Source organism: Pontibacter anaerobius (genome assembly GCF_026241195.1).
GTDB lineage: Bacteria > Bacteroidota > Bacteroidia > Cytophagales > Hymenobacteraceae > Pontibacter > Pontibacter anaerobius.
The window spans coordinates 156,750-183,005 of record NZ_JAPFQO010000007.1 but is presented as its reverse complement, the minus strand read 5'-3'; the positions used below and the strand labels follow the sequence as shown (position 1 = coordinate 183,005).

At 49.7% G+C, this 26,256-nt stretch carries 18 protein-coding genes; 16 read left to right on the top strand and 2 right to left on the bottom strand.

Features of this window, described 5'->3' with window-relative positions; genetic code table 11:
* Window positions 1-9 precede the first annotated feature (9 nt).
* From OO017_RS11480 to OO017_RS11440, 9 genes are all read left to right on the top strand, one after another.
* The gene (locus OO017_RS11480; protein WP_266052634.1) at window positions 10-435 is read left to right on the top strand and encodes an ATP-binding protein; all 426 of its coding nucleotides are present in this window, start codon (window positions 10-12) and stop codon (window positions 433-435) included.
* On the top strand, window positions 419-847 hold the full coding sequence (ybeY, locus tag OO017_RS11475) for an rRNA maturation RNase YbeY (RefSeq protein WP_266052633.1): 429 nt from the start codon (window positions 419-421) through the stop codon (window positions 845-847). Before OO017_RS11480 ends, ybeY begins: the two co-directional genes overlap by 17 nt.
* A gap of 64 nt (window positions 848-911) precedes the next feature.
* Entirely contained in the window at window positions 912-2,774 is a 1,863-nt protein-coding gene (mnmG, locus tag OO017_RS11470; protein ID WP_266052632.1) for a tRNA uridine-5-carboxymethylaminomethyl(34) synthesis enzyme MnmG, read from the top strand.
* Window positions 2,775-3,662 (top strand): class I SAM-dependent methyltransferase, encoded by an 888-nt coding sequence (locus tag OO017_RS11465; protein WP_266052631.1) that lies wholly within the window; start codon window positions 2,775-2,777, stop codon window positions 3,660-3,662.
* A 75-nt stretch (window positions 3,663-3,737) separates the two neighbouring features.
* Window positions 3,738-5,351 (top strand): Ig-like domain-containing domain, encoded by a 1,614-nt coding sequence (locus OO017_RS11460; protein ID WP_266052630.1) that lies wholly within the window; start codon window positions 3,738-3,740, stop codon window positions 5,349-5,351.
* A 1,102-nt stretch (window positions 5,352-6,453) separates the two neighbouring features.
* Complete coding sequence (locus OO017_RS11455) at window positions 6,454-8,532, top strand: cation:proton antiporter (RefSeq protein ID WP_266052629.1); 2,079 nt, start codon at window positions 6,454-6,456, stop codon at window positions 8,530-8,532.
* A complete protein-coding gene (locus tag OO017_RS11450) occupies window positions 8,501-9,010 on the top strand; it encodes a DUF4385 domain-containing protein (RefSeq protein WP_266052628.1) in 510 nt (169 codons plus the stop codon). The genes OO017_RS11455 and OO017_RS11450 overlap by 32 nt, the downstream gene beginning before the upstream one ends.
* Window positions 9,007-9,402, top strand: a complete 396-nt coding sequence (locus OO017_RS11445; RefSeq protein WP_266052627.1) for a hypothetical protein — start codon at window positions 9,007-9,009, stop codon at window positions 9,400-9,402. Before OO017_RS11450 ends, OO017_RS11445 begins: the two co-directional genes overlap by 4 nt.
* Window positions 9,403-9,442: 40 nt before the next feature.
* The gene (locus OO017_RS11440; RefSeq protein ID WP_266052626.1) at window positions 9,443-9,901 is read left to right on the top strand and encodes a hypothetical protein; all 459 of its coding nucleotides are present in this window, start codon (window positions 9,443-9,445) and stop codon (window positions 9,899-9,901) included.
* Window positions 9,902-10,132: 231 nt separating this feature from the next.
* Here the strand turns inward: OO017_RS11440 and OO017_RS11435 are convergent, their stop codons facing one another.
* A complete protein-coding gene (locus OO017_RS11435) occupies window positions 10,133-11,269 on the bottom strand; it encodes a hypothetical protein (protein WP_266052625.1) in 1,137 nt (378 codons plus the stop codon).
* A 232-nt stretch (window positions 11,270-11,501) separates the two neighbouring features.
* Here OO017_RS11435 and OO017_RS11430 point away from each other — a divergent pair, with 232 nt between their 5' ends.
* From OO017_RS11430 to OO017_RS11405, 6 genes are all read left to right on the top strand, one after another.
* Window positions 11,502-13,004: a glycine--tRNA ligase gene (locus tag OO017_RS11430; protein ID WP_266052624.1), complete on the top strand. Its 1,503-nt coding sequence runs from the start codon at window positions 11,502-11,504 to the stop codon at window positions 13,002-13,004.
* Between the two features lie 266 nt (window positions 13,005-13,270).
* On the top strand, window positions 13,271-14,938 hold the full coding sequence (locus tag OO017_RS11425) for a mechanosensitive ion channel family protein (RefSeq protein WP_266052623.1): 1,668 nt from the start codon (window positions 13,271-13,273) through the stop codon (window positions 14,936-14,938).
* A gap of 103 nt (window positions 14,939-15,041) precedes the next feature.
* Window positions 15,042-15,233 (top strand): CsbD family protein, encoded by a 192-nt coding sequence (locus OO017_RS11420; RefSeq protein WP_266052622.1) that lies wholly within the window; start codon window positions 15,042-15,044, stop codon window positions 15,231-15,233.
* Window positions 15,234-16,003: 770 nt separating this feature from the next.
* Window positions 16,004-18,451, top strand: a complete 2,448-nt coding sequence (locus OO017_RS11415) for an efflux RND transporter permease subunit (protein WP_266052621.1) — start codon at window positions 16,004-16,006, stop codon at window positions 18,449-18,451.
* 3 nt (window positions 18,452-18,454) lie between these two features.
* Window positions 18,455-21,808: an isoleucine--tRNA ligase gene (ileS, locus tag OO017_RS11410; protein WP_266052620.1), complete on the top strand. Its 3,354-nt coding sequence runs from the start codon at window positions 18,455-18,457 to the stop codon at window positions 21,806-21,808.
* 108 nt (window positions 21,809-21,916) lie between these two features.
* Window positions 21,917-22,537: a lipoprotein signal peptidase gene (locus tag OO017_RS11405; RefSeq protein WP_266052619.1), complete on the top strand. Its 621-nt coding sequence runs from the start codon at window positions 21,917-21,919 to the stop codon at window positions 22,535-22,537.
* A gap of 77 nt (window positions 22,538-22,614) precedes the next feature.
* Here the strand turns inward: OO017_RS11405 and OO017_RS11400 are convergent, their stop codons facing one another.
* Window positions 22,615-24,162 (bottom strand): S1C family serine protease, encoded by a 1,548-nt coding sequence (locus OO017_RS11400; RefSeq protein WP_266052618.1) that lies wholly within the window; start codon window positions 24,160-24,162, stop codon window positions 22,615-22,617.
* Between the two features lie 225 nt (window positions 24,163-24,387).
* Here OO017_RS11400 and OO017_RS11395 point away from each other — a divergent pair, with 225 nt between their 5' ends.
* A complete protein-coding gene (locus tag OO017_RS11395; RefSeq protein ID WP_266052617.1) occupies window positions 24,388-26,214 on the top strand; it encodes an ABC transporter ATP-binding protein in 1,827 nt (608 codons plus the stop codon).
* Window positions 26,215-26,256: the final 42 nt, after the last annotated feature.

Genomic DNA, 26,256 nt, shown 5'->3' with positions numbered 1-26,256 from the left:
ACGATTAATATGAATCAGGTTAAAATTCAGATTCCTTCCCTAATCGAAAACATCAGAGTAATAGAAAGCTTTATCGACAACTCTAAAGACGAGTTTGAGTTCGAGGATGACATTTACGGTAACATCATGGTTGCCGTAACGGAATCTGTAAACAATGCCATACGCCACGGCAACAAGTTCGATAAAGACAAGAATGTTTACTTGATGTTGCAGGTAGAGGAGAACAAGCTTCTTTTTGAAGTTGCCGACGAAGGCCCCGGCTTTGATTACGGTAACCTACCAGACCCAACCGCACCTGAGAACCTGGAGAACCCTGGTGGCCGCGGCATCTTTTTGATGCGCAACCTGTGCGACGAGGTTAACTTTTTAGATGAAGGAAAAAAAGTACAGTTAATTTTTAATATCCCTATTCCCCAGAATGGATCATCCAATTGAGTTCTTTAGCGAGGATATCGATTTTGAGCTAAGCAACCCAGAGCAAGTATCGGAGTGGATCGCAGATGTAATTGAGCAACACGGGCAAGAGTTAAACAGCCTCACCTACATTTTCTGCTCCGATGACTACCTCCACGAGATTAATGTAGAGTATCTCGACCACGACACACTCACAGACATTATCACCTTCAATAATGCCGACACAGAGGGCACTATTGAAGGTGATATTTTTATAAGCGTAGACCGTGTGCGCGATAATGCACAAGAACTGAACAACCCTTTCGAAGACGAGTTGCACCGTGTGATCATCCATGGCGTGCTGCACCTGCTCGGATTTAAAGATAAGACCGAAGAGCAAGAGACACTTATGCGCAAAGAAGAAGATTCTTCCTTATCTTTGCGAAAATTTTAGTCTCAAACGGAATTACCAACCCCCTGTAGATGTTTCACGTGAAACATCTCTAAAACCAGAATACATGTTTCCAGAATACGATATTATAGTTGTAGGAGCCGGACACGCAGGCTGCGAAGCAGCAGCAGCAGCAGCCAAGATGGGATCAAAAGTGCTCCTGGCAACCATGAACATGAACACCATCGCCCAGATGTCATGCAACCCGGCGATGGGTGGCGTAGCCAAAGGGCAGATCGTGCGCGAGGTGGATGCACTTGGTGGTATGAGCGGCATCATCACTGACCAAACCATGATCCAGTTCCGCATGCTGAACAAATCGAAAGGTCCGGCCATGTGGAGCCCGAGAGCGCAAAGCGATCGCATGCGTTTCGCGGAAGCTTGGCGCCTGACGCTGGAGCAAACAGAGAACGTGGACTTCTGGCAAGAGATGGTGACAGGCATTGAAGTAGAAGGAGGGAAGGCCGTAGGCGTTCGCACCAGCCTGGGGATAACTATACGTGGAAAGGCCGTTTTATTAACGAACGGCACATTTTTGAATGGTATTATCCACATTGGTGAGAAGCAGATGGGAGGGGGCCGCTCCGCTGAAAAATCAGCGAAAGGTATAACCGAGCAGTTGATAGAATTGGGATTTGAGGCGGGCCGCATGAAGACCGGAACGCCTCCGCGCGTAGATGGCCGCAGCTTGGACTACAGCAAAATGGAAGAGCAGTTCGGCGACGAGAACCCGAGCAAATTCTCCTACACCGATACCCAACCATTAGCACAGCAGCGCAGCTGCTATATTACCTATACAAACCCGGAAGTGCACGAGATCCTGAAGACAGGCTTTGAAAAATCACCCATGTTCCAAGGGCGTATTCAAGGTTTAGGCCCTCGCTACTGTCCAAGTATAGAAGACAAGATAAACCGTTTTGCCGACCGTACCCGTCATCAGATATTTGTGGAACCGGAAGGATGGAACACCGTGGAAGTATACGTGAATGGTTTCTCCAGTTCTCTTCCGGAGCATGTGCAGTACGAAGCCCTGCGAAAGATAGAAGGATTTGAAAACGCGAAGATGTTCCGCCCGGGCTATGCCATCGAGTACGACTTCTTCCCGCCAACCCAGCTAAACCTGACGCTGGAAACAAAGCTGGTGGAGAACCTATACTTTGCTGGCCAGATAAACGGCACCACTGGCTACGAGGAAGCCGCCTGCCAGGGATTAATGGCAGCAATTAACGCACACAACAAGATAAACGACAAAGAGCCGTTTATACTTAAGAGATCCGAAGCTTACATTGGCGTACTGATAGATGACCTGGTAAACAAAGGCACAGACGAACCTTACCGTATGTTCACGTCACGAGCTGAGCACCGCATTCTGCTGCGCCAGGATAATGCTGATATACGCCTGACGAAGATGGGTTATGAGTTGGGGCTGGCCGATGAGGAGCGCATGAAAGCTGTGGATAAGAAGATCGTAGAAACAGCCGAAATCATAGCATACTTGAATAATAAGCCGATTGAGCCAGGAGATATCAACAGCATGCTGGAGGAGCTTGGCTCTGCACCTATAGCTGAAAAGCAGCGTGCCGGCCAGCTGATCAAGCGCCCGAACGTAGAGATAGAAGACATCGCCAGAGCGGTGCCTGCGGTAGCGGAATACCTGAGCAAGTTTAAGCAGGACAGCGTGGAGCAGGCGGGCATACAGGTGAAGTATGAAACGTATATTGAGAAAGAATACGCCATGGCCGCCAAAATGAGTGAGCTGGAGAACTACAGTATCAAAGGCAAGATCAACTACCGCGACATACCTGCGTTATCTAAAGAAGCTAAGGAAAAACTGCTGAAGGTGGAGCCAGAAACAATTGGCCAAGCCTCCAGAATCAGTGGCGTGTCGCCAGCTGACATATCGGTGTTAATGGTATACCTGGGAAAATAAATGAGCTACGAAAGACTGGAACAATGCCCGATATGCGGCAAAGAAGCCTTCAAAAACTTTTTAGTAGTAACCGACAACGCTGTATCAAAAGAGAGCTTTGTGATTGTGGAGTGCGAGAACTGCTCGTTTAAATTCACAAACCCAAGGCCTAACCTGCAGAGCATAGGCCAGTACTATGAGTCAGACGATTACATATCGCACACGAACTCCACAACCGGGATTATCAACAGGGCGTATCACGTGGTACGCTCCATTACCACCAAGCAGAAAGTAGAGCTTATCAACAAGTACGCTCCTGTAAAAGGCAGCATACTTGACTATGGCTGCGGCACCGGCACCTTCCTGGCAGCTTGTAAGAAAGACGGCTGGGAGATAAGGGGCGTAGAGCCAAACGACAAGGCCCGGGAAAAAGCAAAGGAGGAGACAGGAGAGATCATAGCCTCAAGCCTGGAGGATATTGAAGGGGAAAAGTACGAGGTGATTACCCTGTGGCATGTGCTGGAGCATATCCATACGCTGAACGAGACGATGGAGAAGCTGCTGGAATACCTGCAGGAAGATGGCACCATGATCATAGCCGTACCGAATGCTGACTCGCATGACGCGCAGGAGTACAGGGAAAACTGGGCAGCCTATGATGTGCCGCGCCACCTCTACCACTTCACGCAGCCAACAATGAAACGCTTCCTGAAGAAACATAAAATGAGACTGGAAGAGGTACTGCCCATGAAGTTTGATGCCTATTACGTAAGCATGCTAAGTGAAAAGCATAAGCAAGGCAAAACAAAAATGCTCACCAGCGTCATGAATGGGTACCGCTCCAACAGCTACGCCGAGAAAAACGGCAACGACTACTCAAGTTTGATTTTTGTAGCAAAAAGAAAATAATAGCGCCAAATTTGCGTGAAGAAAAGGATAGGCAAGCGAAAGTTTGCCTATTTTACTTTAAATACCACACAGCCCATGAAGCTAGTTAAAGCATTAATCGCAGCAGGCATCGTAACAGGTATGGCGGCCTGCGCCACACAAAGCCCCCCGGATGGCGGCCCAAGAGATCAGACTCCACCAAAGTTGGTAAGCAGCAACCCAAAAGACCAGCAACTAAATGTGGATACCCGCACCATCACGCTGGAGTTTGATGAAGAGGTTCAGCAGAATACACTAAACAAGCAGCTGCTCATTACACCAAATATCAACAACCCATACAAGGTTTTAACGGATAAGAATGTGATGACCCTGGAGTTCGAGAAGCCGCTCGAGGACAGCACCACGTACACCTTCAACTTCCGGGAAGGCATAACAGACATTACCGAGAAGAATAAGGCACAGGGGCTGAGGCTGTCATTCAGTACAGGCTCATACATTGACTCCAGCAGCGTGCGCGGCACTGTTGTGAACCTGATGAAACAAACGCCTGAAAAAGGAGCGCTGGTACTACTTTACCAAGCCGAGGATACCTTGAGTGTGCGCAAGAACAGGCCTTACTATTTGACGTCAGCCGATGACCAGGGGAACTATAGCCTAGAGAACGTGAAGGAGGGAAATTACCTGATGTACGCCTTGGTCGATAAAAACAACAACAGCTTCTACGATTCAGAAGAAGAGCGGATAGCTTACCTGGCCAAACCCATCAGGATAACACCAGCCACGGACACGGTAAAACTGCAGACCGTGCGGATAGACACCAAGAAACCTATACTGCTGACACGAGGTAAATTCATCGATCGTTTTGTGGCCAGCTATAACGAGGGCATACAGGGCTTCACCGCTATGTCTGTGGCCGGCAAGGATACACTGCTGGGCAAACCAACAGTAGATGGAAAATCAGTGGAGCTGTTTAAAACAGAAAGATTCAATGGTGGAAAAGCCATACTTGCCGCTGTTGATTCTGCAGGTAATATAGCCACAGACACACTGGAAATAGCATTTGAGGGCAAGCCGTCCAGCCGTGTTAAGGGGGCAGCAGTGAAAGTTATAAACACCGGAAAGAGCGGCGGCTACAAAGTAGGAGAGGAGGTAGTAGTTGAACTGCAGAAGCCGATACGTATAACAGGTGCAGCACCGCTGAAACTGTTAGCTGATAGTGTTGTGGTGCAGGAAATAAAATACCCAGAGGAAGTAAGCTTAGACCGTACGAACACAGAACTCCGGTTTAATATGCCGAAGCTCAGCAGCAACATCAGGCAGGTGACAGTGGTGCTTGATAGCATCGCCATACAGCCGCTACAGGGTGGGCCAATAACATTTCCGCAGCTACAGCTGGGCATAATGGAAGGCAACAAAGGAACCGGAAGCCTGAGTGGGACTACAACAACCGACTATACAGCTTATACTTTGCAACTGTTGAACAGCGAGTATAAAGTTGTGGAAGAGCGAAGCGCAGGAAAAACGTTCCGGTTCAGAAACATTGCACCGGGCAATTATTATATACGTGTGCTGATTGACGAAAACAAAAATGGAAAATGGGATAAGGCTGATCCAAAATTTGAAAGAGTACCTGAGCCTGTCTACATCCACCCAAACTCCATTGAAGTAAGGGCGAACTGGGAAGTAGAAAATCTGGAACTGAAGTTCTAGCAGTATAAGTATAAAACCACGAGAAAGGAGAGGCAAGCGCCTCTCCTTTTTTTATGCCTTTACTTTAATGCTGCAACCGCAGTAGCGGAAATCCTGACCATGGCTTCTATGTAAGAAATGGCAGTTAAATCAGGCGCACCAGGGCTAAGTGAAAATCTGAAACCAACCGGCCTACAACCATCTCCACCTTGCCTTAGAACCTCTCCAAATCATACCTATCGCAAAGTATAAACCGGAGAAAAAATACAGCAGTCAATCTTATCCACTAACCATGATTTTTCTAAACGCTTGATCCTGTCAGTCAAGTTTAATAGAAAGAAAGTATTCGAGATACAAATCATAAGGCAAGACTTCAGCTGCATGTAACACCACCGCGTAATAGCATATCCAACTTGAAAGTACAAAAGCTCTAATCGCAATCTTACATCTTGCGTAAAAACCAAATCGCTTTACACTGTGTAAGCAACAGACTGATGGGAACAAGGGGAGTAAAACAAAATCAACAACCGGAGAATACAGAGCAAGGGAGCAAAACTGCGTAAGAAAAATCGCCCCGGCAGAAAGTTTTTTAATAATCCACAAAGTTGTGGTTAACCATGTGGAAAAGCGTGGGTAAAGTTCAGGATAACTTACACGGACACAAATTACACAACGGGAAACAGATTACACAGAGGGTAAAAAGTGGATACTGGTGTATAATTATCCTTACACAAAGGCCTTTTCCACGGTTGTGTTTCCTGTTTATAAAGAAATACACATATTAGAGCAAAAAGTGGAAAACCCTCTTAACGTTTTGGGACAAAGGCAAATAAAATTAACAACTTGAGAAAGGGATTGGTGAAAAACAAAGGAGCTGTGCACAAGTTATAGGCAGTACACAAAGCTGAGTAAAGTTTTCAACTTATGAACAGCCCTAACAACAAAAGAAGATTCTTTTTAAAAAATCAATCTAAAAAAATTATTAGGAACTAAAATGTGTGGAAAGCTTGAGAAAGAGGCTTGTGAAACGGGCCGGAGAACTTACACAGGAGAAATACACAAGCAGAAAATCTGTATATTTAAATCGCGAAGCGAAGAAAAGCTACACACAACAAAATAAACTATGCTATTAAATGTAGACCTCACAATACCGTTCGAGGAACCAGTACTCATCTTTACTGTGGTGCTTCTGGTTATACTGGTTGTGCCGTTCGTGCTCAATAAACTGAGGATACCGGGAATCGTCGGAATGATTGTGGCCGGGGTTATACTTGGCCCAAACGGGCTGCATATCCTGAACCGGGATGCGAGTATTGTACTGTTCGGTACGGTGGGTCTGCTCTATATCATGTTCCAGGCGGGTCTTGAGATTGACATGATCGATTTTAAGCGGTATAAAGTAAGGAGCCTGGTATTTGGTACGCTTACCTTCCTGATACCGATCTCGGTGGGAACAGTCGTGTTTCTGTACCTGCACGATTATGATTTAAAGCCGGCTATACTTCTGGCAAGTATGTTTGCACCCCACACGTTGCTGGCATACCCTATAATAAGCAGGCTCGGCCTCAGCAAGAATGAGGCAGTAACGCTAACCATAGGCGGAACGCTTATAACGGACACGGCGGTACTGTTTGTGCTGGCCATTATCATCAACTCAACGCACGGCGAATCGGGAGCCTCCTTCTGGATCTTTATGATAAGCGGGATGATCCTGTTTGTGGCGCTCGTGCTCTGGCTGTTCCCGAAGATAGCATCTTACATGTTTAAGCAGCTGGAGGGCGAAAAAGGAGCGCAGTATATCTTTGTGCTGACGGTGGTGTTTGCAGCAGCATTCTTATCGGAGGTGGCAGGTATGGAGGCCATAATCGGCGCCTTCCTGGCCGGCCTGGCTTTGAACCCACTAATCCCGCATACTTCGGCGCTCATGAACAGGATCGAGTTTGTGGGTAACAGCATCTTCATTCCGTTCTTCCTGATCAGTACAGGTATGCTGGTGGACCTGACAGTGCTGTTCACAGACACCAATGCCATGCTGATTGCAGGTACCATAGTGGTGCTGGCACCAATTACAAAGTATGCAGCAGCCTACCTGACCCAGAAGTTTTTTGGCTTCAGCGTAATGCAGCGTAACCTGATATTCGGGTTAAGCAGTGCCCACGCTGCGGCAACGCTGGCCGTTGTGCTGGCAGGTTTTGAAATAGGCCTGCTGGGGGAGAGTGCTCTGAATGGAGCGGTGGTGCTGATTCTGGTATCAAGTATGGTGAGTTCCTTCTCCACAGAGAAAGTAGGGCGGGCACTGGCTATACTGGAGAGTAGAAGAAAACCGGACATAAGTCAGAAGCCGGACAGAATACTGGTACCGATCGGAAACCCGAAAACGATCGAGAGCCTGATAGACCTGTCCATCATGCTGAAAAACCCTTCCCAGAAAGAGCCGATCTATCCACTGGCAGTCGTTATAGATAATGAGCATGCGGAAGAGGAGATCTACAAGAAGAATAAAATGCTGCAGGAAACGATCACGCATGCCTCAGCCACAGACAACGACGTGCAACTGGTGTCGAAGATAGACGTGAACGTGGCCAGTGGCATACTCAGGGCTATAAAAGAATTAATGATAACGGAGGTGGTACTGGGTTGGAACGCCAAGATAACTACCCGCGACCGCATTTTCGGAAGTGTGCTGGACAGCCTGCTGGACAATACCGATGAAATGATCCTGGTGTGCAAACTCATACAGCCGCTAAACACAACTGGCCGCATTGTGGTGATAGCCCCAACCAACGCAGAACTGGAAAGAGGCTTTATCCGCTGGATCAGGAGCATCAAGTTACTGTCGCAGCAGTTGGGTGCCCCGGTAGTGTTTCGGGGCCGCAAACGCACGCTAAATAAGATCAGAGGGGCTGTTAAAGAGACAAAGCCAAGTATAGAAGCAGAGTTCAGCTCGTATAAAAACCTGAATGAGTTCGCTACCATGAAATCTGAGCTGAAAAAGGATGACATGGTAATTGTGGTTTCGGCAAGGCGGGGAACCGTTTCTTACAACAGCAACCTGGATTATGTGCCGCGTGTGTTATCCAGAGACTACAAAGACAACAGCTTTATCGTACTATACCCGGAGCAATATCCGCTTCACCAGACGGTGCCTGTAAAAGGAGTGCCTATAGCCTATGGAAGAGAAGGGGAAGACGACGAAATTTAATTACGATCTCGATTTTAAAAGTATAGATTTCAGGAAGCAGCCTGAGCTTTACAGGGTAGGCAAAGAGGAGCAGGGCGTGCTACTGGTAGAACCGTACAAATCGGAGATACTGCCGCACTGGCGATTCAAAGATCCGGAAGTGGCGCGGGAATCTAGCGAAAAGATTTATACTTTGTTTCTGGAGTACCTGCAGCAGAGCGATTTTGTGGGAGCCGACATGGCCCGGAAGTTTCTGCAGATGGGCTATACCCGCAGCAGGCGCTACGCCAACCACCGCACCGGCCAAAAGTATAAAGGCCCCGTGCCGGATGATAAAAAAGGCCAGAGCGGTTCCCACGGCCGCGAGCAACTCCCCCTGGACCCGGATCCCGTAAAAGCAGAGTCAGCAGCGATATTTAAGCAGAAATGGGAGCAGGCAAAGGAGAATGAGAAGTATAAAAGTATGAAAGCAGCCTTTGAGGCGAAGTATAAAGCATGAAGAAATCATACTTAGCAATTGCTGCACTACTGGTTTTTATATTGTTCAATATCTGGAATCACTACAGAGTAAAGCAAAGGGGGGAGCAGGATTCAGAGATATTTTATACCTCCGGCATTAACGGCAAAATCACCTATTTATCAGCTAACGTAGGGGCGGTATACTTTAAGGTGGGCAACAGTGAGGCAAAGTACATGTTTATACCAACATCTGTTTCTGGGAAAGGAGAAGAAAGGTTTTCAGCATTTGCCACAAAAGGCGATAGTATTAGCAAACCTGCAAATGCCACTGTACTAAAGCTCTACAAGGACGATAAAGTGTACAAGTATAAGTTCAAAAAATTGCACGAGCAGCCGCATCAAAATAAAAAAGTAAAACCTAAGGAAAGGTAAAAAACGTATCTTTGCACATAAAAAAATCACTTAATAAATCATGATCAACAAAGACATCAGGTTGGGCAAAGGGCTTGGCAAGATCAAGTTTGGCCTGACAATGGACGAGGTAGAAGAACTGATAGGAGAGCCCGAAGAAGTTGAGGAATCTGATGAGGAGGACGAGTTTGAGCATCAGGCCTGGAACTACTGGGAAGAAGGCTATTCACTGTACTTCGATAAGGAAGACGACTACCGCCTGAGCTGCATCGAAACGGCAAACCGTGAGGTCCTGATCTTCGGAGAGCGCGTTTTCGAGATGAGCCGCGAGCAGATCCTGCAGCTTTTTGCAGACCATGACATCATTAACCCGGAGGAAGAGGAAGCAGAAACCGGCGAAACCCGCATCTCCTTTGAGAAAGAAATGATCGACCTATACTTCGACGAGGACCAGCTGATAGCTGTGAATTTCGGGGTATTCATTAATGATGACCTGGAAGTAGTTTGGCCTGAGAAATAAGGCGACACAAAGTATAAAAGAAGAGCCCCGGCTAAAGTATGGCCGGGGCTTTTTTGTGCCCGAACCAAAGTATAATCTCCTCTAAATTGTTGTGCATAAGTATAACGAAAAGCTGTGCTATGTACTTCCAAAGCAGTTTTTATACGTTACAGATGGCCCAGAAATCCACAGCCGCTGCACAACAAAAAAGCCCGACATTGCTGCCGGGCTTATACTTTTGAAGATAAAATCTTAATTGAAGAAGAAGTTGATCAGCTCTTCCTGGATTACCGGGTTAATGGCCACGGCCAGAATAATCGAGATGATCAGACCAATAGTAACCGAAAGAATGTCTTTTCCGATCAGGCCAAAGGTTTTGGCAAACTTGGTAGATGAATCGTGGGCACGCAGGCGCATACCGAGTTCACGGCCTGCCAACAGACCCACAAACACCCAGGTCGTACTCATAGGGATATTGTTTAGCTCCTTAAAGTAGTACAGGATGATGGCGTAAACCAGGTCAATGATAGTGGCGCTGCGCACGTCGCGTACTTCCGATTTCTCGTTAATGATGTGCTGGATCTTCTCGCCACGCTTAAAGAACATGAAGCCAAGGCCCAGGAAGATAAATCCGGCGAAAGCCGCAAACTCCCACACACCTAACTGGCGTGGCAGGTACACAGCTACGTTAGCCAGGTCCTGGGCAAGCCAGGTATGCCATAAAAAGCCACTGATCACCCATTGGGCAACCACCCAGGCTCCGTGCGCCTCGCCTTTTATAAAGCGCTTGATAATTTTGGTAAGCGCCAGATAGATGATAAGAGCCGCTCCGAAAGCTGCCACGTAACCCATCAAACTTTTGCTAACCATGCTGATGATGGCACCCGAGCTTACCGTAAACACGCTCAGGAGCATGAACGTGGTAGAAACCGGAATGCGGAAACGGGTTAACAGCAACAGCACGATAGGGGCAGCTAACTGCAGGTATACAAAGCTGTCTATGTTCTGGTCAAAGCCTTTGGAAGAAAGGCGCTGGTAGGTAACATCACCGTCAAAAGCATACCAGCTGTAGAAGACGGTGCCCAGGAAGATGGTACCCATAAAGAGCCACTGCCAGTACCATTTCTTATCCTCATTGGAAACAATAAAAGTACCGATGGTCTGGATACTATCGTTAGCGATGGCAGAATAACCAGCGAAAGCAAAGCCTACCCACATCGCTATAGAAGCGTATGGATATACTAAACCGGCCAGGATGAGAGAAAAGGCAATGAAGTAAAGGAAGTTCTTTTCTTTTTGGATGTAGATGTCAACTTGTTTGTACCGTTTCCTGAACTTGTACGGCTGAACAGGTGCTACATGCCCTTTGGCTTTTTTAACTTTGCCCATTGTTTTATAAGGTTGATAAAATATAAAATACGGCGCAAAGTTACTTTAATTTAATGTTACGCAATTTCGCCCAATGTTAAGAAATTGTTAATACGCTACCCAAGGCACTTGCACAAAAATTTAAGGGCAAACACGATTGAGGCAAAGCGGCCAGTAAGAAGCGGGTGGTGGGATGAGAAAACAATAGCTTGAGACATAACATAATCAAACACGAAAGAAGTATATTTGCGGCATGGCGACACAAGAAAAAACACCTGTAGAAAACGCTCAGTTAAAAGATATCATCTCGCACGCGAAGGAGTATGGCTTTATATTCCCGTCAAGCGAGATTTATGATGGCTTGCAGGCCGTGTACGACTACGGCCAGATGGGCGTGGAGCTGAAGAACAACATTAAAAACCTGTGGTGGAAAAGCATGACCCAGCTGAACCAGAACGTAGTAGGTCTGGACGCTGCCATTTTCATGCACCCGCTGGTTTGGAAGGCCTCGGGCCACGTGGACAGCTTCAACGACCCGATGATCGATAACAAGGACTCGAAGAAACGCTACCGTGCCGACGTGCTGCTGGAAGACAAGGCGGCTCAGTACGAGAAAGACGGCCACTACGAGAAAGCCAGCGAGCTGCTCGTGGAGATGGGCAAGCTGCTCGGCGCCGAGGATCTGGACGGTGTGCGTGAGCTGATCATCAAAGAAGATATCAAATGCCCGGTATCCGGCACCGCTAACTGGACGGAAGTGCGTCAGTTTAACCTGATGTTCTCTACCCAGGTAGGGTCTGTGGCCGAGGATGCCAGCACCATTTACCTGCGCCCGGAAACGGCACAGGGTATATTCGTGAACTTCCTGAACGTGCAGAAGACAGGCCGCATGAAAGTGCCTTTCGGTATCGCACAAATCGGTAAGGCCTTCCGTAACGAGATCGTGGCGCGCCAGTTCATCTTCCGTATGCGCGAGTTTGAGCAGATGGAGATGCAGTTCTTCGTGCGCCCTGGCACCGAGATGGAGTGGTACGAGCAGTGGAGAGACACCCGCCGCAAGTGGCACGAGGCCATCGGTGTGCCGATCGACAAGCTGCGTTTCCACAACCACGAGAAGCTGGCCCACTACGCCAACGCCGCTCTGGACATCGAGTTCGAGTTCCCGTTTGGTTTCAAAGAGGTAGAGGGCATTCACTCCCGCACCGATTTCGACCTGACGCAGCACCAGGAGCTGAGCCGCAAGAAACTGCAGTACTTCGACAACGACCTGAACGAGGAGGGCAAGCCATACGGAAACTACGTGCCATACGTGATCGAGACATCCGTAGGAGCCGATCGCCTGTTCCTGATGGTGCTCTGCAGCGCCTTCACCGAAGAGGAAATCACCGAGGGGGACAGCACCAAGAGCCGCACGTTCCTGAAGCTGCACCCGGCGCTTGCCCCGGTAAAAGCCGCTATACTTCCGCTGACGAAGAAGGACGGTCTGCCGGAAAAAGCGAACGAGATCTTCGAAGAGCTGAAGTACGACTTCAACATGATCTACGAGGAGCGCGACAGCATCGGCAAGCGCTATACCCGCCAGGACCTGATCGGAACGCCATTCTGTATCGCCGTGGATCACCAGACGCTGGAGGATAACACCGTAACCGTGCGCGACCGCGACACACGCGAGCAGGTACGCATGCCGATCAGCGAACTGCACAGCTACATTAACAAGGCAGTTAGCTTCAAGAGTGTGTTAGAAAAACTTGCGTAAGTATAAAATCATACTTATGATAATAAGAGGCAGTCTGGAAAACCAGGCTGCCTCTTCTGTTTTGAGCTGTGGATAAAAGACAGTTTTAAAAATGCCTCATTAAGTACAAGTGTCTTGTAACCTATACTTTATACTTTAAAAATCCCCGCCTAAACCCTGGAGTTCAACAACAGCATTTATACTTGCTTAAGCCGGCTACTGCAGCAGCCATGGCTGTTTTGTGCAGATTTTTTAGTAGCTTAAGTGGATAATCTACATGTAGAGAGATGAAAGTCGTAAAGATTATGCTGTGCCTGGTGGCACTTTTAACCTTCGGTAATGTAGTGGCGCAGGAGCAGCCTCCTGTACTGGAAGAGCAGGAGCAACCAGTGGGCGCACCAGTGAAACTGCACCGCGATACGCTGTTTTACATCTATAATCCAGTGGGCTCCTTCAGCAAGGAAGACCGTGCGGCGGCGATTAGCAAAAGAGTAAAAGAGCTGTCTGAGGAGCGGTTTCTGCAAGCAGACTCGGTGAAGGTGGTGGAGAATGTGCTCACAACGGATATCGTGTACCTGGACCGTGTGCTGATGAGCGTAACAGAGACAGACGCGGAAGTGGCCGAAAAACCACGGCAGGAGCTTGCCACACTGTATGCAGCCAAAATAAAAGAAAGTGCAGTAAAGTCGGCGGAGCAGTATAGCCTGAAGAGTATTCTGATCGAGATAGGGCTGGCGCTACTGGTGCTGCTCGTGTTCTACGTGCTGGTAAAGTATGTGAACAAGTTCTTCCAGTTCATCTTCCTAAAAATTGAGGAGCAGAAGGACAAGCGGCTGAAGGGGCTGAAGGTAAAAGACTACGAAATGCTGACGCCGGAGCGCGAGGTGGCTGTGGTACTTACAGTGGCCAGGTTTATCCGCCTTATCACACTTTTCGTGATGGTGTACATCCTGTTGCCTGTGCTATTCAGCATCTTCCCCTGGACGGAAAGCTATGCCGATACCTTGTTAAGCTACATCCTCAACCCGCTCCGCAACATTGGTATGGGGGCGATAAACTATATCCCCAACCTGCTGGCCATACTTGTGATAGTGGTGGTGACACACTATGTGGTAAAGTTTATACGCTTCCTGGCAGGGGAGGTGGAAAGCGGCAAACTGGAGGTGCCGGGCTTTTACCGCGATTGGGCCAAACCTACCTACAACATTGTGCGGTTTCTGCTCTACGCGTTTATGTTTGTGGTGATCTGGCCATACTTGCCTGGCTCCGACTCAGCCGTTTTCCAGGGGGTGTCGGTTTTCCTGGGTATACTTTTCTCGCTGGGCTCTTCCTCAGCCATCGCCAACATGGTGGCCGGCCTGGTGCTCACCTACATGCGCTCCTTTAAGCTCGGCGACAGGATCAAGATAGGGGAGATTTCGGGGGATGTGATCGAGAAGACGCTGCTGGTGACTAGGGTCAGGACGATCAAGAATGAGGACATCACCATCCCGAACGCCATGATCCTGAACAACCACACCACCAACTTTACCTCCTGCAGCGAGCATAGCGAGAAGGGGCTGGTGCTGCATACCACCGTTACCATCGGCTACGATGTGCCCTGGCCAAAGGTGCACCAGGCGTTGATAGACGCTGCCCTGGCCGCGCCAAACGTGGAAAAAACACCCCAGCCATTCGTGTTACAGACCAGCCTCGACGATTTTTACGTGAGTTATCAACTGAACGCTTATACTTTCGCGGCCAATAAAATGGCCGCTACTTACTCCGGCATCCACCAGAACATTCAGGATAAGTTTAACGAGGCGGGCATAGAGATTCTGTCGCCGCACTACAGGGCACAGCGCGATGGGAACATGGTTACCATACCGGCACATTACCTGCCAGAAGATTACCAGGCCCCCAGCTTTCGGGTAGAACAGGTGCAAACTGCGGCAGCGGTGACTCCCTCTAGCTAACAGGCAAGTAACACAAGTATAAAAGTGTTCCTGCAGAAGCATGCTTTGAAAACTACTGGTTCTTGCCATACGTTATACTATTGCTAATCAACGCGATAAAACTATGAGAGAGACAGAATACAGAGCCCGGGGCAATTGGAACGAATTGAAGGGCAAGATGAAGCAGGAGTACGGCGACTTAACCGACGACGACCTGACCTATGAAGAAGGCAGGCAGGATGAATGGCTGGGCCGGATGCAACAAAAGATAGGCAAAACAAAGCATGAGATCAAGGAATGGATAGATCGCATGTAGAACAAGTGAATTTGTTTGAATCCCCCGCTCACCAGTAAGTGAGCGGGGGGTTTTTGTTTCCTGCAGGCAAGGCTTCTATCCCATAATTTGTAAAACCGTACCTTCCGCTGGAGCTATATTTAGGGATAAAAAGAATAAGATTCGCCTTTAAGTGCATTACTTATGTTAAGTATAATAAAGCTCCTTACTGTTAACAACTGATGCCACTGCTTGTGCGAAACTGGAGAAGGGAACCAAGATACAAATACTGGAATAAGCTTATTATCAGTACAATTGTATAGTAAGAGAGATGGAGTTGTAAACAAGCTACTGCATAGGAGTTACAGCCGTTTACTAACATGACCCATAGCCACGGCAAAGTATAAAAAGGAAGGCGCACCTTAGCCGTACAAGTTGCTATAACTAACTCGCAAAGCACATGTCCGAATCAGTTAACAGCAATAAACACAGCTTGAAGAATGAAAATCCCTGCTAGGAAGGCTACAAACCAGTAGGAACGAAAGAGAAAAGCGGCAAAACGGTGCCTAACTGTGTGCCAATGAACAAGGCCTACGGAAGTGGCGCATCTTCAAAAAAGAAAAGCTGAAAGAGGCTTATAGCATACTTAGGTAGCCCCGGCCATGGCTGGGGCTATTTTTATATCCTCCGGATGGCAGGATTACCGGCTGATGCTCTGCAGCGTGCGCAAAAAATCCGTACCTTTGCCGAATTGTAGCCGGACCATGTGGAATAAAATTGCCATTTTTATTATCAAATACAGGTTAAGACTGATGTTGGTCTTAGCCGCGCTTACTGCTTTTATGGCCTATCATGCCAGAAACGCAGAAATGTCTTACGATTTTGCCAATGTCGTATCCAAAGAGGATGTGGACATGCAGTATTTCCAGCGCTTCAAGCAAACCTTTGGCGAAGACGGGAATATCCTGGTGGTGGGCATGCAGGACAACAAAGTATACAAGCTGCAGAATTTCCAGCAGTTAAAAACACTGTCTGAGCAGTTAAGCGGGGTGGAGGGCGTTAAGGCCGTGATCTCGCTGCCGAACCTGGTGCAGGTGGTGAAAGATACTGCTGAGCGCAGATTTACTACGGCGCCTATCTTCTCGCCAATGCCCGAAACACAGCCCCAGCTCGACAGCCTGATGCAGGTGGTGCGTAACCAGGGCTTCTACGATGGGCAGATCATCAACGATAAAACAGGAGCCACCCTGCTGGCCATCACCGTAGACCCAGCCTACCTGAACTCGGCCCGCCGCGTGGAGGTGATGGACAACGTGATGGCGCATACCGAGGCTTTCACGAAGAACACAGGTGTAAAACTGCACTACGCCGGGTTGCCTTTTGTGCGCGCCGTGATGACGACCAAGGTGGCCGCCGAAATGAAGATGTTCCTGCTGCTGGCATTGCTGGTAACAGGCGTTACGCTTTTCATCTTCTTCCGCTCGTTCTATGCCGTTATCTTCCCGCTGCTGGTAATTAGCCTGGTGGTGGTATGGGTCCTGGGCACGCTCTCGCTGCTGGGCTTTAAGATTTCCCTTTTAACCGGGCTCATACCTGCCATACTAGTGGTCATCGGTATCCCGAACTCCACGTACCTGCTCACGCGCTACCACTACGACTACCGCAAGCACGGCAACAAGATACTGGCCCTTTCACGCGTGATTAGTAAGATCGGGGTGGTGAACCTAGTGACGAACACGACCACGGCCATCGGCTTTATCGTGTTCACGTTTACGCACGTGGCCATACTTTACGAGTTCGGAGTAGTGGCCGGCATCAACATTTTCGTGACCTTTATCGTGAGCCTGGTGCTGATTCCGGTGGTGTTTTCCTACCTGCCGCCGCCAAGCCCGCGTCAGCTGCGCCACTTAGATGCCCGTCCGCTGAACAAACTGCTGGAGTTCTTCGACTACATCGTGCACCGCAAGCGCCACTTGGTATACTTCTTCACGATCCTGGCCATCGGGCTGTCACTGTTCGGTATTTATAAAGTGAAGACGGTATCCTACATGGTGGATGACCTACCGGAGGAAAGCAGCGTAAATGCAGACCTGGCCTTCTTCGAGAACCACTTCAACGGGGTAATGCCGCTGGAGATCATCGTGGACACAGGCGTGAAGCAGGGCGTGATGCGTCTGCCGAACCTGAACAAACTGAACGAGCTGGAGAACTTCCTGCGTACGCAGCCTATACTTTCCGCCCCGATTTCGGTGGTGGGCCTGGTGAAGACGGCCACGCAGGCATTCTACGGAGGCGATCCAGGTTCGTACCGCTTGCCCGACAACACGGAGCGAAACTTTATCTTCAGCTACTTGGCCAAGCAGAACGATGGAGCCAACCAGCGCCTACTCCGCGCCTTCGTGGATAGCACCGGGCAGCAGGCACGCATCTCCCTAAAGGTGGCCGATGCCGGTTCCCGTGAACTCGACACGCTTATACTTAACAAGATAAAGCCGGAGCTGCGCGAGATCTACGGCGGCGAGGGCGTTTCGGTAGCCGAGGAGGGCAATACCATGACCTTCACCCGGGATGATTCCGGCGCCCAGACCACGGTGAGCCTGACGGGCACCACGCTGCTGTTCATCAAAGGCAATGAGTACCTTATCAACAACCTGCGCTCCAGCCTTATACTTGCCTTTGTGTTGGTAACTTTAGTGATCGCGCTGTTGTTTAAGTCGGCAAGGGTGGTAATCATCTCGCTGATACCGAACATGATACCGCTGGTGATAGCCGGTGGCCTGATGGGCTTTTTCAACATCCCGCTAAAGCCGAGCACGGCGCTGATCTTCAGTATCGCCCTCGGCATCGCCATCGACGACTCCATTCACTTCCTGGCCAAGTATAGGAGTGAGTTGCTGAGCAACGGGTTCAATGTGAGCCGGGCCATCACCACCAGCCTTACGGAGGCGGGCACAAGTATGATTTATACTTCGGTGATCCTGTTCTTCGGCTTTGTGATTTTCGCCTTCTCGGAGTTTGGCGGCACCAAGGCCCTGGGTGTGCTGATGTCGGTGAGTTTGCTGATTGCATTATTCACAAACCTGATTATATTGCCAACTTTGCTGATGAGCTTCGATAGCGGCAAGTTTGAGCGCGATCCGTATGCCCTGATTGAGCACTACGACGAGTTCTACCTGGAGCACGAGGACGAGGAACTTGACCTGAGCCAGTTGAAGTTGAGATTAGAAGAAGAAGTTAGTCTAGAAGATAAAAACCTGTAAACGGTGAAGTATAACGAGTATAAAAACCTGAACTATGCCAAAGTAGGCGAAGACGTGCTGGCATATTGGAAGCAGCACAACATCTTCGAGCGCTCTGTAGCCACCCGTGAGGGCAACAAGCCTTTCGTTTTCTATGAAGGACCGCCTTCAGCCAATGGCACGCCGGGCATTCACCACGTGATGGCCCGCGCCGTGAAAGATATTTTCTGCCGTTACAAAACCCTGAAAGGCTTCCAGGTGAACCGCAAGGGCGGCTGGGACACGCACGGCCTGCCTGTGGAGCTGCAGGTAGAGAAGGAGCTGGGCATCACGAAGGAGGATATCGGCAAGAAGATATCGGTAGAGGAGTATAACCAGCGCTGCCGCGAAACGGTAATGCGCTTCAAGAACCAGTGGGATACCCTAACTGAGCAGATGGGCTACTGGGTAGACCTGAACAACCCCTACATCACGTTTGAGGATGAGTATATCGAGTCTTGCTGGGCGCTGCTGAAGAAGCTCTACGACAAAGGCTACCTGTACAAGGGTTACACCATACAGCCGTTCTCGCCGGCCGCCGGCACCGGCCTTAGCTCGCATGAGCTGAATCAGCCGGGCTGCTACAAAATGGTGAAGGACACTACCATCGTGGCGCAGTTCGAGGTGAAGAAGATCACCCGCAACATGTTCCTGTTCGAGCATGAGGAGGAGAGAACTTACTTCCTGGCCTGGACGACCACGCCTTGGACGCTGCCTGCCAACACGGCCCTGGCTGTGGGCAAGAACATCAAGTATGTAAAAGTACGCACCTATAACCAGTATACTTACGAGCCGATCTCGGTTATACTTGCCAAGGACCTGGTAAGCCGCTACTTCAACCCGAAAGCCGCTGACCTGGCCCTGACAGACTATAGCTCCGGCGATAAGCTGATTCCTTACAAAGTAGTGGAGGAGTTCCTGGGCAGCGACCTGGCAGGCGTGGAGTTTCACCAGTTGATGCCGTATGTGCAGCCTGAGAAGCCAGCCTTCCGCGTGATCATCGGTGATTACGTGACCACAGAGGATGGTACCGGTATCGTGCACATCTCGCCAACCTTTGGTGCCGATGACGCCCGCGTAGCCGCGCAGAACGACATCCCGGCGCTGCTGGTGATGGATGAGAACGGAAAGCCATCGCCGATCGTGGACCGACAGGGACGCTTCGTGCCGGAGATCACCGACTTTGCCGGCATGTACGTGAAGAACTACGACGGCCAGGACGAATCGGCCCCGGACTACAAACCGACCGACGTGCTGATCGCCATCAAACTGAAAGAAGAGGGCAAAGCCTTTAAGGTAGAGAAGTACGAACACACCTACCCGCACTGCTGGCGCACCGACAAGCCGGTTTTATACTATCCGCTGGATAGCTGGTTCATCAAAACCACAGCCGTGAAGGACCGCCTGATCGAGCTGAACAAGACCATCAACTGGAAACCGGAGTCTACAGGCTCTGGCCGCTTCGGTAACTGGCTCGAGAACCTAGTGGACTGGAACCTGTCGCGTTCCCGTTACTGGGGCACGCCGCTGCCAATCTGGAGAACAGAAGATGGCGAGGAGGAGATCTGCATCGGCTCTATCGCGCAGCTTAACGATGAGATAGAAAGAGCCGTGAGTGCCGGTGTGATGGACGCCTCCGTGGAGGTGAAGGACCTGCACCGCCCGTATGTGGATAATGTGGTGCTGCTGAGCAAGTCTGGTAAGCCAATGTACAGAGAGACAGACCTTATCGACGTTTGGTTCGACTCTGGCGCCATGCCTTATGCACAGTGGCACTACCCGCTGGAGAACAAGGAGATCTTTGAGAAGAACTTCCCGGCTGACTTTATCGCCGAGGGCGTGGACCAGACACGCGGCTGGTTCTTTACCCTGCATGCGCTGGCTGTGATGCTGGAAGACAGCGTGGCCTATAAAAACGTAATCGCCAACGGCCTGGTGCTGGATAAGAACGGCAACAAGATGAGCAAGCGCCTCGGCAACGCCATCGACCCGTTCGAGATGATCGGTACCTATGGCCCGGATGCCGTGCGCTGGTACATGATCGCCAACGCGCCGCCTTGGGATAACCTGAAATTTAACCCGGACGGGGTGGTGGAGACGCAGCGCCGTTTCTTCGGCACACTGCAGAACACCTACTCGTTCTTCGCGCTCTATGCCAACCTGGATAACTTTACCTACTCCGAGGCGGATGTGCCGATGGCGCAGCGCACCGAGTCGGACCGTTGGATCATCTCCAAGCTGAACACCCTGATCCAGGACGTGGACAGCTACTACGAGGACTACGACCCAACCCGTGCGGCACGTGCCATCCAGGACTTCGTGGTGGATGACCTGAGCAACTGGTATGTTCGCCTGAACCGTAAACGCTTCTGGAAAGGCGAGTACAACATGGATAAGATTGCCGCTTACCAGACACTTTATACTTGCCTGGAGGTAATCGCCAAGCTGGCCTCGCCGATCGCGCCGTTCTACACCGAGCAACTGTACCGCGACCTGAATGGCGTGAGCAACAAGCACAGGGAGGAGTCGGTGCATCTGGCTTATTACCCGGAGGTGAACCACGAGGACATCAACAAAGACCTGGAGGAGCGCATGCAACTGGCCCAGACCATCTCATCCTTGGTGCACTCGCTGCGCAAGAAGGAGATGATCAAGGTGCGCCAGCCGCTGCAGCGCATACTTATACCGGTGCTCAACCCGAAGATGAAGCAGCAGATAGAGGCTGTGGCTGACCTGATCCTGAGCGAGGTGAACGTGAAGACGATTGAGTACATCGACGATACTTCCGGTATCCTGGTGAAGAAGATCAAGCCTAACTTTAAGAAGCTGGGTCAGGTGTTCGGACCGAAGATGAAACTGGTGGCCGCCGCCGTACAGCGCATGGATCAGAACGACATCGCGCATCTTGAAAGAGAGGGAGGTTTTGAGGTGATGCTGAATGAGGAGGAAACCGCCGTACTGACGCCGGACGACGTGGAGATCTCGTCGGAGGACATCCCGGGATGGCTGGTGGCCAGCGAGGGCAAACTGACAGTGGCACTGGACATCACCCTGACCGAGGAGCTGAAGCAGGAGGGCATTGCCCGCGACCTGGTGAACCGCATCCAGAACCTGCGCAAAGACTCTAATCTGGAGGTGCAGGACAAGATCCATATCCTGCTGCAGCGCAGTGCGCCGGAGGTAATGGCAGCCGTGCAAAACTACAGCAACTACATCTGCGCCGAAACGCAGGCTCTGAGCCTTGATGTGGTAGAAGAGCTGGAAAGCGCCACCTTGCTGGATATCGATGATTACAAAGTATACATCCACATCCAGACGGAGCAGAATACGATTATATAAACGACAAAGCACCAGGAAACTAAAAGCGTATCCTGGTGCTTTTATACTTATAAGGAATCCATTGCGGTGGCCAAACAGTACAAAGCGCCTGCTGCTTAATGTTCAGATATGAAATACGGAAAATATTACCTGGCTGCCTTGGCCGTGATACTAGTGGATCAGATCGTGAAGCTGGTTGTGCATTACAATATGGAGATGGGTATGCCAGGTGAGATCCATCTGATAGGGGATTGGCTGAAACTGCACTATACCCTGAACCCGGGAATGGCTTTCGGTGTGGAGCTTGGCTCAGATTACGGCAAGCTTATCCTGACGCTGTTCCGCCTGGTGGCTATGTTTGGTATCGGCTACTACCTGTACTACCTGGTAAAGCACAAAGCCCCGAAAGGCCTGATCTGGTGCATCGCGCTCATACTTGGCGGGGCCATTGGCAACCTGGTGGACAGCACGTTTTATGGTGTATGGTTTGATAACGCCCCGTATGGCTCATCCACCCCGTGGTTTCATGGCCAGGTAATCGATATGTTCTATGTCGATATCTGGGAAGGTATTGTGCCGAACTGGATCCCGATCTTCGGTGGTAAGCCCATGTCGCTGTGGCCGATCTTTAACGTTGCCGACTCTGCCATCTTCATCGGTGTGCTGCTGATCCTGTTCAACCAGAAGCGTTTCTTCGGGGAGCACCACGAAGAGCCGAAACACAAGATTGTAGAGCAGCAGGGGCTGTAAACTAAAGTATAAAGTATAAAAAGAGAAGGCTGCTCCGGGTGGGGCAGCCTTCTCTTTTTATAAAAATCGATACCTTATTATTTCATGTTCAAACCTAAGAACTGGCTTACTTTATAAGCAGGTATACAGAAGGCGATTCCTTCAATCCCGAAGCCCGTTACTTTAGAGTTAACCACACCAAGCAGCCTTCCGTTTCTGTCGATCAGGGCACCGCCACTGTTGCCTGGGTTAACGCTAACATCGGTTTGTATCCACTCAGAGTCTTTGTTGTTTCTGATGCCGGAAATAATGCCCTTCGATAAGGTCTGTCCGAGTTCTATGGAGTTAGGCGTTCCGATGGCAAACACATCCATTCCGGAAGAGTAGTCTGCGGCGTTTGGCAGGGCAAAGGAATAGGTGAACTTCTTGTCTGCTTTCAATAAGGCCAAGTCAGCATACTCGTTCACACGAACAACTTCACAAGAAACCTCCTGGCCGTCTGAAAGTATAAGCTTCGTGTTTTTCTCCTGGTTCGCTATTACGTGGAAGTTGGTTAGGATGTAACCGTTCTCATCGATTACAATGCCGCTGCCGTGCCCTTCTTTGGTTTTCAGAGTTACGGTTGCGTTCTGTGCCTGAGCAATTGTCTTCACCAAAGAAGAAGACTTCGCTCTGTTTAGGGCGAGAGGGGCGAAGGTTGGCGTTACGACCTGTTCTTCCTTTAGAAGCTCCTGTACCTCATTTTCCTCTAAAACCTTGTAGAAGGAAGCCGTAATGGCATCCTCCAGAATCACAGCTATGTAATCTTCCGTGTCGTCGTAATAGTGTGGGCTGAACTCGCCCGATTCAGAAACGATGGATTTCTGAAACTTCGTTTGTCCGTACACATCGTAGAAGGTCCAGTTAATAGTAGCCTTGCCTACAGCATAGTTTTGCCTAAACGCTCCCTTGGTGTTATAAATATCACTGAACTGCACATTACTTACTTCAGCGCCGACATAAATGGTATTCGTTTTGTTCTTCAGTACAGATCTTGTGGTGTCTGTGTAGCCGGACTTCTTCAGCACCTCTGTAATGGCATCTGAGAAGATCGTGTTATCCAGCTTGAGGTCGTCTTTGCCATTGCTAACCGACGATTCTTTTTTCCCTTTGTTATACCTTTTGAAGCTATACTTCTTGAAAACCAGGTCTTCTTTGCTAACATTGAAAGAAGTGTGCTTGAGGTAAATGTATTTGTTCTTCTCTTTTCTAGGGGCAATGCTCATACTTGGCTTAACCGCAATAGCCTCTTTTTTATAATCAAAGCTCTTCGGGCCCCCATCCTGAAAGGGAGGGAAGAAAAGAATGCCAAAAGGTATCCAGGACATGATGTAAAGCGGCGATTTAGTTGTCTGGAAAGCAACTTTATACTCTGGTTTAAAACCTGGCTGCTCCACCTTAAGCTGCTGAACCTTCATATCTCTGTTGAGTTTGGCCTCAACTTGCTCACCCTCTCCGGCCAGCTCGCCGTTTACGTACACTTTTGCCGTGGCTTGATCTGTTACGATGTTAAGCTGCTGCTGCTTCGAGTTCAGGATGCTAGCACAACTGGAAAGCATTAAGGTTGGCGCCAGTAAAAGACTTGTGATGCGTAAGTTTCTTTTCATACTGTGAATTTTAGGTTGTTGTACTTGATTTAATTATAGATATTAGTTTTAAAATAGTGAGTAGTGATAAGATGGGTATGGTTAATAAATATATTGTGTTGATATAGTTCAATTAAATGCTTCTTTATATAGTTAAATGCTAATATAGTATTTACCATCTGTTATTTGCACCACAATCCCGAAAAAAAGCATACCTTACCAAAAGCCTAATCCATACTTTCACCCTTGCCAAGCACCACGCCCATACTTCAGGTCAGAGAGCTGGAAACAACTTTCTCCACCCGCCACGGCACAACCAGGGCCGTAGATAAGGTATCGTTTGAGGTATACCCGGGCGAGACATTGGCTATTGTGGGCGAATCTGGTTCAGGCAAGTCAGTAACGGCGCTCTCGCTGATGCGGCTGCTGGATACCGAGCGGGCAACGACAGGGGGAGAGGCTGTTTTCCGGTCCGGTAAGTATGGCGAGGCAGACCTGCTTCAGCTGCCGGAGAAGCAGTTGCAAGGCATCAGAGGCAACGAGATAAGTATGATTTTCCAGGAGCCAATGTCGTCGCTAAACCCGGTTTATACTTGTGGAAAACAGGTGGCGGAGGTATTGCTGTTGCACACCGATCTCTCTAAAAAAGAGGCCAAAAAACGCACCATTCAGCTTTTTGAGAAAGCAAAACTGCCACGACCGGAAAAGATTTTCGATGCTTATCCACATGAGATTTCGGGTGGGCAGAAGCAGCGCGTGATGATCGCGATGGCCATGGCCTGCGAGCCAGGTATACTTATTGCCGATGAGCCCACCACAGCCCTCGATGTTACGGTGCAGGCGCGCATGCTGCAGCTGATAGATGAGCTGCGGGTGAAGGAGAACACCGCTGTCCTGTTCATTACCCACGACCTGGGCGTGGTGGCCGAGATAGCTGACCGCATCCTGGTGATGTATAAAGGCAAGCTGGTGGAGCAGGGAAAGGTGCTGGATATTTTCACGAATCCGCAGCACCCCTACACCAAGGGCCTGCTGGCCTGCCGCCCAAAGCTGTCGGCCAAGCCCCAATCCATACTTCCCACCGTGTCGGATTTTATGGTGGAGGATGAGTTCGGCAACATCCTTGAAAAGAAAAAAGAAGTATACGCGCCCTCCCTGGCCGATGTGGTAAATGCATACATAGGCACGGTAACAAGTATAAAGCAAGAGCAGGAGAACAAACAAAAGCCGCTGCTGCTGCAGGTGGAGAACCTTAAGGTATACTTCCCGATCAAAAAAGGCTTCTTCCGGGGCACCACAGATTATGTAAAGGCAGTGGATGGCGTGAGCTTTGGCCTTAAGCCCGGGGAGACGATTGGGCTGTTGGGAGAGTCGGGATGCGGCAAGACAACGCTGGGACGTGCGCTGATGCGCATGGTGGAACCCACGGCGGGGCGCATCATCTTTAATGGCCACGACATCGCCCAACTTACTCCAGAGGAACTTCGCAAAAGCCGCCGCGATTTCCAGATGGTCTTCCAGGACCCAAATGCATCCCTGAACCCGATGCACACTGTGGGGGAGGCCATTATGGAGCCGATGCAGGTGCATAACTTATACAATAATAATAAAGAACGCCGTGTAAAAGCTATGGAACTGCTTGAGAAAGTAGGACTTATGCCGAAGCACTTCCAGCGTTATCCACATGAGTTCTCGGGTGGCCAGCGGCAGCGCATAAGTATAGCCCGGGCACTGGCGCTGCAACCAAAGTGCATCATCTGCGACGAGTCTGTCTCAGCCCTGGACGTGTCGGTGCAGGCACAGGTGCTTAATTTGCTTAACAAGCTAAAAAAGGAGTTTCACATCACATATATTTTCATTACCCATGATTTATCGGTAGCAAAATATATGTCGGACCGTATACTAGTGATGAGCGAGGGCCGGATTGTGGAAAGCGGTACGCCGGAGCAACTCTACCGCCAACCGCAGCAGGAGTATACGCGTACGCTTATCAATGCCATCCCGAAGGGAGAGCCGGAAGACATTGTAGCTGCACAGCAGAAGCGGGAGGCCATGAAGGCGGGGGTGGCGTAGCGACAGGTTTTCTGCAGCAGCAGGCCCCGCGCAGTAAGCACT

What these genes read in the sequence shown, in the direction of transcription:
- mnmG (WP_266052632.1), top strand. Translation starts at nt 912, where the DNA reads ATGTTTCCAGAATACGATATTATAGTTGTAGGAGCCGGACACGCAGGC.
- OO017_RS11415 (WP_266052621.1), top strand. Translation starts at nt 16,004, where the DNA reads ATGTTGGTCTTAGCCGCGCTTACTGCTTTTATGGCCTATCATGCCAGA.
- OO017_RS11445 (WP_266052627.1), top strand. Translation starts at nt 9,007, where the DNA reads ATGAAGAAATCATACTTAGCAATTGCTGCACTACTGGTTTTTATATTG.
- OO017_RS11460 (WP_266052630.1), top strand. Translation starts at nt 3,738, where the DNA reads ATGAAGCTAGTTAAAGCATTAATCGCAGCAGGCATCGTAACAGGTATG.
- OO017_RS11435 (WP_266052625.1), bottom strand. Translation starts at nt 11,269, where the DNA reads ATGGGCAAAGTTAAAAAAGCCAAAGGGCATGTAGCACCTGTTCAGCCG.
- OO017_RS11425 (WP_266052623.1), top strand. Translation starts at nt 13,271, where the DNA reads ATGAAAGTCGTAAAGATTATGCTGTGCCTGGTGGCACTTTTAACCTTC.
- ybeY (WP_266052633.1), top strand. Translation starts at nt 419, where the DNA reads ATGGATCATCCAATTGAGTTCTTTAGCGAGGATATCGATTTTGAGCTA.
- OO017_RS11430 (WP_266052624.1), top strand. Translation starts at nt 11,502, where the DNA reads ATGGCGACACAAGAAAAAACACCTGTAGAAAACGCTCAGTTAAAAGAT.
- OO017_RS11450 (WP_266052628.1), top strand. Translation starts at nt 8,501, where the DNA reads ATGGAAGAGAAGGGGAAGACGACGAAATTTAATTACGATCTCGATTTT.
- OO017_RS11400 (WP_266052618.1), bottom strand. Translation starts at nt 24,162, where the DNA reads ATGAAAAGAAACTTACGCATCACAAGTCTTTTACTGGCGCCAACCTTA.
- OO017_RS11405 (WP_266052619.1), top strand. Translation starts at nt 21,917, where the DNA reads ATGAAATACGGAAAATATTACCTGGCTGCCTTGGCCGTGATACTAGTG.
- OO017_RS11455 (WP_266052629.1), top strand. Translation starts at nt 6,454, where the DNA reads ATGCTATTAAATGTAGACCTCACAATACCGTTCGAGGAACCAGTACTC.
- OO017_RS11465 (WP_266052631.1), top strand. Translation starts at nt 2,775, where the DNA reads ATGAGCTACGAAAGACTGGAACAATGCCCGATATGCGGCAAAGAAGCC.
- OO017_RS11440 (WP_266052626.1), top strand. Translation starts at nt 9,443, where the DNA reads ATGATCAACAAAGACATCAGGTTGGGCAAAGGGCTTGGCAAGATCAAG.
- OO017_RS11420 (WP_266052622.1), top strand. Translation starts at nt 15,042, where the DNA reads ATGAGAGAGACAGAATACAGAGCCCGGGGCAATTGGAACGAATTGAAG.
- OO017_RS11480 (WP_266052634.1), top strand. Translation starts at nt 10, where the DNA reads ATGAATCAGGTTAAAATTCAGATTCCTTCCCTAATCGAAAACATCAGA.